General features: G+C 71.7%; 11 protein-coding genes. 9 read left to right on the top strand and 2 right to left on the bottom strand.

All coding sequences use genetic code 11. The features are described 5' to 3' along the window. Positions 1-18: 18 nt before the first annotated feature. Both CP975_RS31925 and hppD read right to left on the bottom strand, forming a co-directional pair. Positions 19-1,071 carry an alpha-hydroxy acid oxidase gene (locus CP975_RS31925; protein WP_055532591.1) on the bottom strand — a complete coding sequence of 351 codons (1,053 nt, stop codon included), beginning with the start codon at positions 1,069-1,071 and terminating at the stop codon, positions 19-21. 55 nt (positions 1,072-1,126) lie between these two features. After that, positions 1,127-2,239 carry a 4-hydroxyphenylpyruvate dioxygenase gene (gene hppD / locus CP975_RS31930; RefSeq protein ID WP_055532556.1) on the bottom strand — a complete coding sequence of 371 codons (1,113 nt, stop codon included), beginning with the start codon at positions 2,237-2,239 and terminating at the stop codon, positions 1,127-1,129. Between the two features lie 189 nt (positions 2,240-2,428). Here hppD and CP975_RS31935 point away from each other — a divergent pair, with 189 nt between their 5' ends. From CP975_RS31935 to CP975_RS31975, 9 genes are all read left to right on the top strand, one after another. Beyond that, positions 2,429-3,571, top strand: coding sequence for a prephenate dehydrogenase (locus tag CP975_RS31935; protein ID WP_070321246.1), 1,143 nt, complete (start codon positions 2,429-2,431; stop codon positions 3,569-3,571). Between the two features lie 120 nt (positions 3,572-3,691). Next, the gene (locus tag CP975_RS31940) at positions 3,692-5,992 is read left to right on the top strand and encodes an aminotransferase class I/II-fold pyridoxal phosphate-dependent enzyme (protein ID WP_150477623.1); all 2,301 of its coding nucleotides are present in this window, start codon (positions 3,692-3,694) and stop codon (positions 5,990-5,992) included. 64 nt (positions 5,993-6,056) lie between these two features. Beyond that, the gene (gene dpgA, locus CP975_RS31945; RefSeq protein WP_055532554.1) at positions 6,057-7,190 is read left to right on the top strand and encodes a 3,5-dihydroxyphenylacetyl-CoA synthase DpgA; all 1,134 of its coding nucleotides are present in this window, start codon (positions 6,057-6,059) and stop codon (positions 7,188-7,190) included. 47 nt (positions 7,191-7,237) lie between these two features. Further along, entirely contained in the window at positions 7,238-7,906 is a 669-nt protein-coding gene (gene dpgB / locus CP975_RS31950) for an enoyl-CoA-hydratase DpgB (protein WP_055532552.1), read from the top strand. Positions 7,907-7,977: 71 nt separating this feature from the next. Then, positions 7,978-9,246: a (3,5-dihydroxyphenyl)acetyl-CoA 1,2-dioxygenase DpgC gene (gene dpgC / locus CP975_RS31955; protein ID WP_055532588.1), complete on the top strand. Its 1,269-nt coding sequence runs from the start codon at positions 7,978-7,980 to the stop codon at positions 9,244-9,246. 12 nt (positions 9,247-9,258) lie between these two features. Continuing rightward, complete coding sequence (locus tag CP975_RS31960) at positions 9,259-10,068, top strand: alpha/beta fold hydrolase (RefSeq protein WP_055532550.1); 810 nt, start codon at positions 9,259-9,261, stop codon at positions 10,066-10,068. Between the two features lie 116 nt (positions 10,069-10,184). Next, entirely contained in the window at positions 10,185-10,409 is a 225-nt protein-coding gene (locus tag CP975_RS31965) for an MbtH family protein (protein WP_055532548.1), read from the top strand. 47 nt (positions 10,410-10,456) lie between these two features. Further along, positions 10,457-12,598: an ABC transporter ATP-binding protein gene (locus CP975_RS31970; protein WP_055532586.1), complete on the top strand. Its 2,142-nt coding sequence runs from the start codon at positions 10,457-10,459 to the stop codon at positions 12,596-12,598. 183 nt (positions 12,599-12,781) lie between these two features. Continuing rightward, a complete protein-coding gene (locus CP975_RS31975; protein ID WP_150477624.1) occupies positions 12,782-14,089 on the top strand; it encodes a HAMP domain-containing sensor histidine kinase in 1,308 nt (435 codons plus the stop codon). Positions 14,090-14,182: the final 93 nt, after the last annotated feature.

The following is a 14,182-nucleotide window of genomic DNA, read 5'->3' on the forward strand; positions in this document are numbered from 1 at the left end:
CCTGATGCCGGACCCCGGTCACCGCCGCAGCGTGCGCAGTTCCCCGGCGGCGGACACGTCCGCGCAGCCCGCGAGCCCCAGCGCGTCGCGGAACTCGTCACCGAGGAGTTCCAGGACGCGCCGCGCCCCCGCCTCCCCGCCCATGGCGAGCCCCCAGACCGGCGGGCGGCCGACCAGAACGCCGCGGGCGCCCAGGGCCAGCGCCCTCAGGACGTCCGTCCCGCTGCGGACCCCGCTGTCCAGCAGGACCTCGCAGCGCCCGCCCAGGGCCGCTACGATCCCCGGCAGCGCGTCCACGCTCGGGACCGCGCCGTCCAGCTGGCGGCCCCCGTGGTTGGAGACCACCACGGCGTCCACCCCGCACTCGACGGCACGCACCGCGTCCTCGGGCGCCAGCACGCCCTTGAGGACCAGCGGCAGCCGGGTCCGCTCCCGCAGCGCCGCCACCGATGCCCACGTGAGGGACGCGGAGAAGGCGGCGTCGGTGTGGGCCGCCAGCGCGGAGGAGGGCCCGGCAGGGGCCCGGTGCGCCGCGGTGGTGCCCGCGGCCAGATGGGCGGCCCGCACATGGTCCGGCAGCGCGAACCGATTGCGCATGTCCCGCAGCCGTCGGCCCATCCACGGCACGTCGACGGTGAGCACGATGGCCTCCACGCCGGCGTCCTCGGCCCTGGTGACCAGGTCGAAGGCGTGGCCGCTCGCGCGCGGCCAGTAGAGCTGGAACCATACGGCCGCGCCGGTCGCGGTGAGCCGCTCGACCGGGACGCTGCTGAGGGAGCCGGCGGTGAACGGCACGCCCGCCGCGTGCGCCGCGCGGGCTGCGGCCAGTTCGCCCTCGGGGTGCACGAGCCGCTGATAGGCGACGGGCGCGACCGCCACCGGCATCCGGGCCGGGCGCCCGAGGAGGGTGGTCCCCGTCGTGCACCGCGACACGTCCCGCAGGACGCGCGGGACGAGGAAGACACGGTCCATCGCGGCGCGGTTGGCGTCGAGCGTGGTCTCGGCGCCGCTGCCCCCGAAGAGGAAATCCCGTACGTCGGCGGGGAGGACGGCGGCCGCGGCGCGTTCCATGTCGGCGAGACACAGGGCGTCGGCCGGTGCCGAGACCGGGCCGCGCGGCGCCGCGTCAGCGCTGATGGAATCCACGCTGCTTCGTCCGCTCCAGCTCCACGGCTTCGTAGAGCGCCTTGATGTTCGCGCTGCCGAAGGTCTCGGCTCCCCGCCGCTCGATGATCTCGAAGAACAGCGTGCCGCGCGGATGGTCAGAGGCGGTGAAGATCTGGAAGAGCTGCCCGTCGTGGTCCTCCGCGGCCAGTACGTGCGTCGCCCGCAGGTCCTCGAGCCGCTCCGCGCTCAGCGAGACGCGCCGGCCGAGCAGGTCGTAGTACGACGACGGCGTACGCAGGAAGCCGACGCCCCGCTCGGACAGGCCCCGCACCGACCGCACCGCGTCGCCCGCGGAGAACGCCAGGTGCTGGACGCCCGCGCCCTGATGGCTCTTGAGGAACTCGTCGATCTGGCCGCTCGCCGCCGACGTGTCCGGCTCGATGAGGGTCAGTGTCACCGTGCCCGACCGGCTCTGCACCGCCGTCGACTCCATCGCCTGGGCGCCGACGGTGATGTGCTCCTGGAAGATGTCCCGGAAACCGAGCGCGTCGCAGTAGTAGTCGACCATCGGCCCGAGGTCGCCCGCGTGCAGGCACACCGCGATGTGGTCCAGCTCCAACAGGCCCGCGTCCGCGGCCGGTTCACGGCTCGCGTCCGGCACGGGAACATAGCCGGCCGGAAGGCCGGGCCCCGCCCCGGGAGCGCGCCGCACGAGGGTGTGGACGACGTCCCCGAAGCCGCGCACCGCAGCGGTGACCGCGGGGCCGCCGCCGGGGTGCCGCTCCGGGGACCGGTGCGCCAGGGCGCCGCGCGCGACGGCCGCGTGGAAGGCCGCCTCCGGGTCGGCGGTGCGCAGGGCGATGTCGGCGACACCGTCGCCGTGCCCCGCCACGTACGCCGAGCCGGGGTGCTCGTCCGACGTCGCCTGCGTGAGGACGAGAGTGATCTGCCCCTGGCGGAGCGCGACCCCGCGGTGGTCCGCGGACGTGCTCGTACCGACCACGGTGAAGGCGTACCGGTCGACCCACGAGGACGTCGCCCTCGCCAGGTCCTCGACGTACATCTCGACGTAGTCGATCGACAGGTCCGACAGCGGATTCTCGGTGCTCTCGGGGTTTGCCAATTCGCTCATGAATGGCTCCAGATCCGGAGAGAAATGAGTTTTCCGGGGACCCTACGAGCCCGGCAACGCGTCTGGCTACGAAGGAAATGGACGGCCGCCTTCGGAGGCGACAGCCTTTGCCGCTATTAACCGTCCAGAATAAAGTGAGCGGCCTTTCGGTTTATGGTCGTTGGCCTTTCGAACGGGTGATGTTCAGTGATGCGCACCATGACCGTCATCGGCACGGGTCTGATCGGCACGTCCGTCGCGCTCGCCGTGAGCAGGCGGGGCGTGCGGGTGTTCTTGGCCGACCGGGACCCCGCCGCCGCGAGAACGGCCGCCGCGCTCGGCGCCGGCCTCGCGCGAGCCCCCGGGGAGACCGTCGACCTGGCTGTGATCGCCGTCCCGCCCAGCCAGGTCGGTGCCGTCCTCGCCGAGGCGCAGGAACGCGGTCTCGCCCGCTCGTACACCGACGTGGCGAGTGTGAAGGCGGGGCCCGAACAGGCGGTGCTGCGCGGTGCCCCCGAACCCGCCCGCTACATCGGCGGCCACCCTCTGGCGGGCCGGGAGCGTTCGGGCCCGCTGGCCGCCCGTGCCGAGCTGTTCCGTGACCGCAACTGGGTGCTCACGCCGTCCCGGCTCGCCTCGGACGACGCCTTCGAACGGGCCTTGGAACTGGTCGCCCTGTGCGACGCCGTCCCGATCGTGATGCGCAGTCGGGACCACGACGCCGCCGTGGCCGTGACCTCCCACGTACCGCATCTGATGGCCAGCCTCGTCGCGGCCCGGCTGCGGGAGGGTCCCGCCGGTCTCTCCCGCGTCGCGGGGCAGGGGCTGCGCGACGCCACCCGGATCGCAGGCGGCGACTCCCGGCTGTGGGGCGACATCCTTGAGGCCAACGCCCCGGCCGTCGCGGGCGTTCTCAAGGACCTGCACACCGATCTGTCCCGCCTCGTCCCCGCGCTGGACGCGCTCGCCCGGCCCGGCGGCGCGGACCGCGACCTCGGCATGCGGGCGCTGGTGGACCTGCTCGACCGGGGCATCTCGGGCCTCGCGGAGATTCCCGGGCCCCCGGACTGCGAGAGCTACGGGATGCGAGTGGCCGTCGCTGAGCGCCCCGGAGAGCTGGCGCGGCTCCTCGCCGCCGTCGCGGACCTCGGCGTCACAGCGGAGGACGCCGCCGTCGAGACGGCCGTCGCGGGCGCCGGATTCACCGTGCGGTTCGCGGTTCCCGCCCGAGCGGCCGACAAGCTGGCGGACGCGCTCGGCGCCGGGGGCTGGGACGTCGAATGGGATCCGGCTCGTCCAAGTGCGCGAAACGGGCGGTTGGACGATGTTGTCGGTCCGTCGGGATCCATGTGACTCTGAGCGCCGGATGCCGAATTCTCGCTGACTGCTGACTGCTGACTGCTGACTGCTGACTGCTGACTGCTGACTGCTGACTGCTGAACTGCCGGACTCGCGGACGCCTGGGGGAAATCCATGGCGGAACAGATCGCCGACGATTATGCGCCGGGAAATTCCCTGGCTGCCGAAGACCGCGCGTCCGCCGCCAACCGCGACGCCTTCGACCGGATCGGCCTGCGACAGGCCGGGCTGTCCGGGTGGCCCGGTAAGTCCGGACAGGCCGGTGCCGCGGCGCCCGAGACCACCGTGAAGGTCCTCGACCGGAGCTGGTCGGCGCCGCTGGTCGTCGGCCCGCTCGATGCCCCGGCACGGCCCGGCGGCGAACTCGCCGTCGTCAGGGCAGCGGCGGCGGCCGGGCTCCCGGCCGTGGTGAGCGCCTTCGCCGAGCGGACCTTCGCCGAACTCGCCTCGGCCGCCGACGTCCCCCTCTGGCTGCGGACCTACGCGTTCCAGGACCGGGAGACGGCACGCCGCCTCGCCGGGCGGGCACGGGACGCCGGGTTCGGGGCGCTGCTCCTCGCGCTCGGCGACCGCGACGACGTCCGTGCCAGGCGCGTCGCCGCCCCCGCCGAACTGGGCGCGCCGGGCCCCTTCGACGACGTACGCACCCTGCTCCGGTCCCGCGCCGACTGGCCCGACGTGGCGTGGCTGCGCTCGGCCACCGGGCTGCCGCTGCTGGTCGCGGGCATCGCAAGCGCCACCGGGGCGCGGCGTGCCCTCGACGCGGGCGCCGACGGAATCGTGGTCACCGCCTTCGACGCCCTCCCGGAGATCGCCGAGGCCGTGGCGGGCCGCTGCCCCGTCCTGCTGAGCGGCGGTCTCCGCCGCGGCGCGGACATCCTGGCGTCACTCGCCTCGGGCGCGGACGCCGTCGTCGTGGGCCGCCCGGTCCTCGACGGGCTGCGGGCGGGAGGACGCGCGGGCGTGACGGAAGCGCTGGGCGGCCTCGTCCGGGAGCTGACTGACGCGATGGCATTCACGGGCGCCGCCACGCTCACGGACATCGGCCCCGACGCGATCCGCACCGGCCCCCGCCCCGCCGAAGCGGCGCCGGTACGCGCCGCACGGCCGCTGCGGAAGGCCGAGCTGCACGCCAGCGTGTCCGACCCGGTCCTGGACACCATGACCTTCCTCAACGAGATCACCTCCCGCTACCCGGAGGCGATCTCCTTCGCGCCGGGCCGCCCCTACGACGGCTTCTTCGACAGCGAGCAGATCTTCACGCACCTGCGCCGGTATCTGAACCACCTTGAGGAGCAGGGCAGTTCACCGCGGCAGGTGCGCACCGCCATGTACCAGTACGGGCCCACCGCAGGCCAGATCCGGGAGATCATCGCCGACTCGCTGCGCGCCGACGAGAACATCGACGTACCGGCCGAGTCCATCGTGGTGACCGTCGGCGCGCAGGAGGCGATGCTCCTCGTACTGCGGGCCCTCATCAGGGGACCCGACGACGTCCTCCTCGTCTCCAGCCCCTGTTACGTGGGGATCACCGGCGCGGCCCGGCTCCTGGACGTCGCCGTCACCGCTGTGGAGGAAGGTGAGGACGGGTTCTCCTGCGCCGATCTGGAAGCGGCGATCAGGAACGAGCGGGAGCGCGGGCGCCGCCCCCGGGCCTTCTACGTCGTTCCCGACCACTCCAACCCGTCCGGCACCACGATGGGCCCGCGGGTCCGCGCCGAACTCCTCGCCCTCGCCGCCCGCCACGGCATCCTCGTACTGGAGGACAGCCCCTACCGCCTGGTGAGCCCCGGCCGGCCGCTGCCGACCCTGAAGTCCCTGGACCGCGCGCACACCGTGGTGCACCTGGGCTCGTTCTCCAAGACGGTGTTCCCCGGCGCCCGGGTGGGCTTCGTCATCGCCGACCAGCCCGTCCTCGACGACGCGGGCCGCACCGGACTGCTCGCGGACGAGCTGGCGAAGATCAAGAGCATGGTGACGGTCAACACCTCCTCGCTCAGCCAGGCCGCCGTGGCGGGCGCCCTCCTCGCGGCGGACGGGATGGTCTCGGAGCTGAACACCGCGGCCGCCGCCTACTACGGCGACGCCATGCGGGCCACGCTCAGGGAGCTGGACCGCTATCTCCCGCCGGACCGGCGCGAGGCCCTCGGCGTGCGCTGGAACGAACCCACGGGCGGCTTCTTCCTCACCGTGCGCGTGCCGTTCCGCGCCGACAACGCCGCGCTGATCCACTCCGCTCAGGACTTCGGCGTCATCTGGACGCCCATGTCGTACTTCCATCCCGAGGGCGGCGGACAGCACGGCATCCGCCTCTCCACCAGTTACCTGACGCCCGCTCAGATCGAGGAGGGCGCCGCGAGGCTCGCGCGCTTCATCGAGGCGCGGAGCGCGACACCGGAAGGGGCAGCACCGTGACCGGCACCAACGCCCTGCGAGAACCGCGCCGAAGCAAGCCACGCATGTGGGGGTGGACCTTCCGATGACCACTGACATAGCACCGCCCGGGGTGCTGGACGGCGTCCGGGCCCCGGCGACGCGGCGGAGCCAACTGCCGACGGCCCCCCGGATCGTCGGGGTGGGCACGGCCGTGAGCGCCACCTCCTACTCCCAGCGGGAAGTACTCGACGCCTTCGGCATCACCGACCCCAAGGTGCGGTCGGTCTTCCTCAACAGCGCCATCGAGCGCCGCAACCTCACCCTGCCCGCCGAGGACGCCCACGGCGTGCGCGCCCCCGAGTCCCAGGGCGACCTGCTCGACAAGCACAAGGCACTGGCACTGGAGATGGGCGCCGAAGCGCTGCGCGTCTGCCTGAAGAGCGCCGGAGCCGAACTCGCCGACCTGCGCCACCTGTGCTGCGTCACCTCCACCGGATTCCTCACGCCGGGTCTCAGCGCCCTGCTGATACGGGAGTTGGGCATCGACCGGCACTGCGGCAGGGCCGATATCGTCGGCATGGGCTGCAACGCGGGCCTCAACGCCCTGAGCGTGGAGGCCGGCTGGGCGGCGTCCCACCCCGGTGAACTCGCCGTCGTCCTCTGCGTGGAGGCGTGCTCGGCCGCGTACGCCATGGACTCGACGATGCGTACGGCCGTCGTGAACAGCCTCTTCGGTGACGGCGCGGCGGCCGTCGCCCTCCTCGCGGGGGAGGGGCGCGAGCCGACGGCACAACCGGAACCGGCGGTACTGAAGTTCGCCAGCTGCATCATCCCGGACGCCGTGGACGCGATGCGCTACGACTGGGACCGCGCACAGGGCAGGTTCAGCTTCTTCCTCGACCCCCAGATCCCCTACGTCGTGGGCGCGCACGCCGAGATCGTCGTCGACCGCCTGCTGGACGGCACCGGGCTGCGCAGGAGCGACATACGGCACTGGCTCGTGCACTCCGGGGGCAAGAAGGTCATCGACGCCGTCGTGGTCAACCTCGGGCTGACCCGCCATGACGTACGGCACACCGTCGGCGTGCTGCGCGACCACGGGAACGTGTCCAGCGGCTCGTTCCTCTTCTCCTACGAACGCCTCCTCGAAGAGGGGGTCACCCGGCCCGGCGAGTACGGAGTGCTCATGACCATGGGTCCGGGCTCCACCATCGAGACCGCGCTGATCCGATGGTGAGGGCGAGCCGTGGTGGGAACGGGCCGACGACGAGGACGGACGGGACCATGAAGCCCCTGCGCACACTGGAGTTGGACGGCTCCGAGCCCCTTTCGGCCACGGCCGTCAAGGCCGTCACGGACCTCTGCGACCGCGCGGAGGACCCGCACGGCCACGGCGTCACGTCCGTCCATGTCACCGGCGCGCCGCACGGCGACTGGACCGGCGGCCTCGACGTCACGCTCGTCACCAAGTGGGAGCGCGCCCTGCGCCGCCTGGAACGGCTGCCGGCCGCCACGCTCGCGGTGGCTCGCGGCGACTGCGGCGGGACCGCGCTCGACGCGTTCCTCGCCGCCGACCTCCGCGTGGCCGCCCCGGACACCCGGCTCCTCGTCCCGCGCGACGCCACGGCCACCTGGCCCGGCATGGCCGGCTACCGCCTGGTCCAGCTCGCCGGGGCCGCTCGGGTCCGGGGAGCCGTCCTGTTCGGCCGCCCGATCGAGGCCGCCGAGGCGCTGGCGCTGGGCGTCGTCGACGAACTCGCCGACGACCCGGCTGCGGCCGCCACGGCCGCAGCCGACCTCGCGGACGGCCTGTCCGGCAAAGAGATCGCGATCCGGCGGCAGTTGCTGTTCGACGCCGCGACGACCAGCTTCGAGGACGCCCTGGGCGCCCACCTCGCGGCCTGCGACCGCACCCTGCGGCAGGGAACCGAAGAGGAGGTGGCGGCCTCGTGACGACGGTCCGCCACGGCCCCGGCGCCACGCCCGCCCCGCCCGCGACATCCGGACACGAGGACGTCAGGGACATCTGGTCGGCCCTGGCCGCCTCGTCCGGAGCCGTCGCCCGCGTCGACGAACTCGCGAAGGCCCAGCCGGAACCGCCCGCCCGCACACCCGGCGAGCAGGCCGCAATCGCCGCCGCCAAGGACGCGGCCCGCGCCCTGCGGGCAGCGTTCCTCGACACGTACGCCGATGCCGTGTACGACCGACTGACCGGTGGACGCACCGTCGCACTCCGCATCGGCGAACTCCTCGAGGCCGCCGCCACCGAGCTGCCCGGCCTGGTGCCCGACGAGGCCCGGCTCGCGGCCGAGCGGAGCAGGCCCCAGGCCGCCAAGGAGGGGCACGAGATCGACCAGGGCATCTTCCTGCGCGCGGTACTGCGCTCACCGGCCGCGGGCCCGCACCTCCTCGACGCCATGCTCCGGCCGACTCCCCGCGCCCTCGGACTGCTCGACGAGTTCACGCGCACCGGAGAGGTACGGATGGAGTCCGTGCACGTCGAACGGGGCGACGACGGCGTGGCCCGGCTGACCATGTGCCGGGACGACCGTCTGAACGCCGAGGACACCTGCCAGGTCGACGACATGGAGACCGCCGTCGACCTCGCCCTGCTCGACCCGGCCGTACGCGTGGGGCTGCTGCGCGGGGGAGAGATGAGCCACCCGCGCTACCGCGGCCGGCGCGTGTTCAGCGCGGGCATCAACCTCAAGAGCCTCAGCTCCGGTGACATCCCGCTCGTCGGGTTCCTGCTGCGCCGCGAACTCGGCTACCTCCACAAGCTCGTACGCGGCGTCCTCACCGACCACCCCGGCCAGTGGCACTCGCCGTGCGTGGAGAAGCCGTGGGTCGCCGCGGTGGACGGCTTCGCCATCGGCGGCGGCGCCCAGCTCCTGCTGGTCTGCGACCACGTGCTGGCCGCCTCCGACGCCTACCTCAGCCTGCCCGCGGCGAAGGAGGGCATCATCCCCGGCGTCGCCAACTTCCGGTTCACCCGGTACGCGGGCCCCCGGCTCGCCCGGCAGGTCATCCTCGGCGGCCGCAGGATCAGGGCCGCGGAACCGGCGGCCGGGCTGCTGGTCGACGAGGTCGTGGAACCGCAGGACATGGACGCAGCTGTCGAGCGCTGTGTGGCCCGGCTCGACGGGGCCGCGGTGCTCGCCAACCGCCGCATGCTCAACCTCGCCGAGGAACCGCCGGACGCCTTCCGCGCGTACATGGCGGAGTTCGCGCTCCAGCAGGCGCTGCGGATCTACGGCCAGGACGTCATCGACAAGGTCGGCCGGTTCGGATGAGAGGACACCGCGATGCCGATCGCCCTCGTCAACGGAGTCAGACTCGGCTACGACGAGTACGGCACCGGCAAGCCGGTCGTCATGGTCACCGGCACCGGAGCGCCCGGCCGGATATGGCGCACGCACCAGGTACCCGCCCTGACCCGGGCGGGCTACCGGGTGATCACCCTCGACAACCGGGGGATCCCGCCGAGCGACCCCTGCCCCGAGGAGTTCACCCTCCACGACATGGCGGCGGACATCGCGGGCCTCATCGAGCACCTCGGCGAGGACGCGTGCCCGATCGTCGGCTACTCACTGGGCGCGATCGCCGTTCAGGAACTCCTCCTGGCCCGCCCCGAACTCGTCACGCGGGCCGTCCTGATGGCGACCAGCGGACGAACGGACGCGCTGACCGCCGCCATGACGGCCGCCGACCTCGAACTCGGCGACGGCGACGGCAAGTTGCCGCCCCGGTTCGCCGCCTATGTGCAGGCCCTGCAGAATCTCTCGCCGCGCACGCTGAACGACGACGAGGGGCTGCGGGACTGGCTCGCCGTCTTCGAGATGTCCGCCGTCGACCGGTCGGCGCCACGCGGCCAGCTCGGGATCCAGCTGATCCCCGACCGCCTGCGGGCGTACCGGCGCATCAGCACACCCTGTCTGGTCATCGGGTTCCAGGACGACCTGGTCATCCGCCCGCACCTGTCCCACGAGGTCGCGAAGAGCATTCCCGGAAGTACCTATGCCGAGATCCCCGGTTGCGGCCACTACGGATATCTGGAGAGGCCCGCCGCAGTGAATGCGGCGATCACCGGATTCCTCTCCGGCCGAACGCCATGAATTCCGTCCCGCGTCCGGCACTCACTGGACGCCCTTGTCGGCCCCCGAGTACCCGGCTAGCGTAAAACACGTCCTGCCGACAGAAATTGAAACGCCAGAAACTGATCGGAGTGGTCATGCCCAACCCGTTCGACGACGAAAACGGCACCTTCCTCGTTCTGGTCAACGACGAGAACCAGCATTCGCTCTGGCCCTCCTTCGCCGAAGTGCCGGCCGGTTGGAAGACCGTCTTCGGCGAAGACTCGCGGAAGGCCTGCCTCGATTACATAGAGGAGAACTGGACGGACATCCGTCCCAAGAGCCTCATCGAGGAGATGGAGAAGTACGAAGCCGCCGGCTAGGCGCACCCGGACCGCAACGACAACGGAAACGGGAGGTTTTCGTGGCCATGATCGGTGGCCCGGGGCCGGTGATAATGAGCGGCGGTATGGGGCCGGACGAGTCGGTGACCAAACAGCGAATCAAGCCCGGCACGGCGAAACGCGTCATCCCCTATACGAAACCGTACCGGCTCAACATCGTCCTTCTCCTGGCCATCACCGCGCTGAACGCGGCGAACGTGGTGGCCACGCCCGTCCTGTTCATGTACCTCATCGACAACGGAATCGTGGAGGGCAACACCTCGGTGGTCGTGTGGATCTCCGTGGCGGTGGCCGGCATCGCGCTGCTGAGCACCGCGCTCGGGTTCGCGGAGGCCTGGTACTCGGGCCGGATCAGCGAGGGGCTCATCTACGACCTCCGCACCAAGATCTTCGACCATGTGCAGCGCCAGCCGCTGGCGTTCTTCACCCGCGCGCAGACGGGGTCGCTCGTCAGCAGGCTCAACACCGATGTCGTCGGCGCCCAACAGGCGGTCACGACACTGCTGTCCACGGTGGCGTCCGCCGGCCTGACGCTGATCCTCGTACTGATCACGATGTTCTATCTGTCCTGGGTGGTCACCCTGATCTCCCTGGTGATCATTCCGCTGTTCATCCTGCCCGGGAAGCTCGTCGGCGGGCGGCTCCAGCGGATCATGCGGGAGCACATGCAGGTCAACGCCGAGGTCGGCTCGTTCATGAGCGAGCGGTTCAACGTGACCGGCGCCCTGCTGGCCAAGCTGTACGGCCGTCCCGCCGGTGAGACGGGCATGTTCTCCGGGCTCGCGGCCAAGGGCCGGGACCTCGGCATCCTGACCGCCGTCTACGGCAAGATGCTCTTCCTGACGATGATGCTGGTCGGTTCGCTCGCCACCGCGCTCGTCTACGGCCTCGGCGGCAGCCTCGTCATCGAAGGCACCTTCCAGATCGGCACCCTGGTGGCGCTCGCCACCCTGATCACCCGGCTGATGGGGCCCATCAACCAGCTCGCCGGCGCGCAGACGAGCGTGCTGACCGCGCTCGTCAGCTTCGACCGGCTCTTCGAGATCCTCGACCTCAAGCCGCTGATCTCCGAGAAGCCGGACGCCGTGCCCCTGCCCGCCACCAATGACGCCGGCGGTACCGCGCCCGACATCGTGTTCGACGGGGTGTTCTTCCGCTACCCGAGGGCAGCCGACGTCTCGCTCGCCTCGCTGGAGTCCATCGCCCTGCCCATGCAGGAACGCGTGCAGAACACCTGGACCCTGAGCGATCTGACCTTCACCGCGCCCGCGGGCAAGCTGACCGCGCTGGTCGGCCCGTCCGGCGCGGGCAAGACGACGATCACCCACCTGGTGCCGCGGCTGTACGACCCGGTCGAGGGCGTCATCAGGATCGGCGGCCACGACATCCGCGACGTGACGCTGCGGTCGCTGAACGAGACCGTCGGCATGGTCACGCAGGACGCGCACCTCTTTCACGCGACCATCCGCGACAACCTGACGTACGCGCGTCCCGACGCCACCGAGCAGGACCTGATCGAGGCGTGCAAGGCGGCGCAGATCTGGGACCTGATCGAGGTGCTGCCCGACGGTTTCGACACCGTCGTCGGCGACCGCGGGTACCGCTTCTCCGGAGGCGAGAAGCAGCGCGTGGCCATGGCCAGGCTGCTGCTCAAGGCCCCGCCCATCGTCGTCCTCGACGAGGCGACCGCGCACCTGGACTCGGAGTCCGAGGCGGCGCTGCAACGGGCTCTGAAGACCGCGCTGAAGGGGCGCACCTCCCTGGTGATCGCCCACCGCCTCTCCACCATCCGCGATGCCGACCAGATCCTCGTCATCGACCAGGGCAGGGTCCAGGAGCGCGGCACCCACGAGGAGCTGATGGAACTGGACGGTCTCTACGCGGAGTTGTACCGCACGCAGTTCTCCCGTCAGCCGTCCGCGAGCGGTGACGCGTCGGCGCTGGAATCCGGGAACGGCGCGGTGCCGGTGCCCGAGCCGGTGGGCGGCCCGCCCGGTGGCCCGCCCGGCACCATGTTCACCGGTGGCCCCGGAGGTCCGGGCGGTCCGGGAGGTCCAGGGGGGCCGGGAGTCTTCTTCGCCCCCGGCGGTCCCGGCGGCCCTGGGCCGGGTCCTGGCCCGCATGGCCCCGGACCAGGACCGGGGGGTGTACCGCCCGGCCACGGGTGAGCCCGCCCCCATACCCATACCGGAAAAGGACGGTCGGCATCCGCGACGTGCGCATCGGCGTCGCGGATGCCGCGTTCTCCCGCCGGGTCCCGGATTTCGCCGGGGCGACTCGGGGGTGGCGCCGCGGGGGGTAGCCTGGCAAACGTCTGTGTGCCCGGGTACGGGATGTGAGGTGCGATGCCGATGCGTCTGCCCAACTCGGCCCACGCGGCCCGGTTCCGTGCCTGGGCGGCCGCCCGACTCCTGCCCAAACGGGTGCGCATGCGGCTCACCCTGCTGTACGGATCACTGTTCGTCGTATCCGGCGCCGTCCTGCTGACGATCACCTACCTGCTGGTCAGCCGCTTCAACGGGGTGTTCTTCTTCAGCCGCGAACAGTCCGGCCCGCCCACGGACGACGGCGCCCACATGTATACGGACGGGGGCGCTTCGGCCGCCCTGAAGGGCATCGCGGAGGCTCGGCGCCAGCAGGCGATGCGCCAGCACGAGATGGAGATGAACCGTCTGCTGATCGAGTCCGGCGTCGCGCTGGCCATCATGTCGGTGATCGCGATCGGCCTCGGCTGGTTCGTCGCGGGGCGGGTGCTGCGGCCCCTGCGCACGATGACCTCCACCATCCAGCGCATCTCCGCGCACAACGTGCACGAACGCCTCGCCGCCGAGGGACCCGCCGATGAACTCAAGGACCTCGCGGACACGGTCGACGGGCTGCTCGGTCGGCTGGAGGGCGCCCTTGACTCCCACAAACGGTTCGTCGCCAACGCCGCACACGAACTGCGTACGCCACTGACCGTCGAACACGCGCTCCTTGAGGAGTCGTTGATCGACCGCGATGCCACTGTGGAGTCCTTCCGGTCGAACTTCGAACGGTTGTTGGTGCTCAGCGAACAGCAGGCCCGGCTTCTGGAGTCGCTGCTGACCTTGTCGAGCAGTGAACGCGGCCTTGACCGCCGGGAGCCGTTGGAGCTGGCGGAGCTGGCGGGGAAGGCGGTGCTCGGCTGCCGCGAGCGGGCGGAGCGGCGGGGGCTGCGGGTGGACTCGGCGACCGGTGCCGCGGGTACCTGGGGCGACAGCGCGCTGGTCGAGCGCCTGATGGCCAACCTCCTGGACAACGCCATCGGCTACAACGTGCCCGATGGGTGGGTGAAGCTGGTGACCCGCGTCGAGGGCGAGCGCGCCGTCGTGCGGGTGGCCAATTCCGGCCACCGGGTTCCGCCGGACCGGGTGGGGCGGTTGTTCGAACCGTTCCAGCGGCTCGACCGCACCGCGGGCGACGGCCACCACGGCCTCGGCCTGTCGATCGTGCGCTCCATCGCCACGGCCCACGGCGCCACTCTGAACGCGCACGCGAGGCCGCGGGGCGGTCTGGTGGTCGAGGTCGCCTTCCCGCTCCGGACGGCGCGGTGCCCGCAGGACCGGCAGCAGAACGGCGGCCAACACCGGGCCCAGGCCGCCTCCGTGACGATCGCGGGCGATTCCGCCTCCGGGTGATTCCGTCCCCGGTGGACCACTGTGGACGGTCGCATCAATTCCCCTCTCGGCCATAGCATCGAATTCACCGCGCTTGTTCAGGCGCCTGCCCTG

The organism is Streptomyces alboniger (assembly GCF_008704395.1).
Lineage (GTDB): Bacteria > Actinomycetota > Actinomycetes > Streptomycetales > Streptomycetaceae > Streptomyces > Streptomyces alboniger.

Bases quoted from the DNA above. Each gene is read 5' to 3' on its own strand.
- CP975_RS31925 (WP_055532591.1), bottom strand. From the start codon at position 1,071: ATGGAACGCGCCGCGGCCGCCGTCCTCCCCGCCGACGTACGGGATTTC.
- hppD (WP_055532556.1), bottom strand. From the start codon at position 2,239: ATGAGCGAATTGGCAAACCCCGAGAGCACCGAGAATCCGCTGTCGGAC.
- CP975_RS31935 (WP_070321246.1), top strand. From the start codon at position 2,429: ATGCGCACCATGACCGTCATCGGCACGGGTCTGATCGGCACGTCCGTC.
- CP975_RS31940 (WP_150477623.1), top strand. From the start codon at position 3,692: ATGGCGGAACAGATCGCCGACGATTATGCGCCGGGAAATTCCCTGGCT.
- dpgA (WP_055532554.1), top strand. From the start codon at position 6,057: ATGACCACTGACATAGCACCGCCCGGGGTGCTGGACGGCGTCCGGGCC.
- dpgB (WP_055532552.1), top strand. From the start codon at position 7,238: ATGAAGCCCCTGCGCACACTGGAGTTGGACGGCTCCGAGCCCCTTTCG.
- CP975_RS31960 (WP_055532550.1), top strand. From the start codon at position 9,259: ATGCCGATCGCCCTCGTCAACGGAGTCAGACTCGGCTACGACGAGTAC.
- CP975_RS31965 (WP_055532548.1), top strand. From the start codon at position 10,185: ATGCCCAACCCGTTCGACGACGAAAACGGCACCTTCCTCGTTCTGGTC.
- CP975_RS31970 (WP_055532586.1), top strand. From the start codon at position 10,457: ATGATCGGTGGCCCGGGGCCGGTGATAATGAGCGGCGGTATGGGGCCG.
- CP975_RS31975 (WP_150477624.1), top strand. From the start codon at position 12,782: ATGCGTCTGCCCAACTCGGCCCACGCGGCCCGGTTCCGTGCCTGGGCG.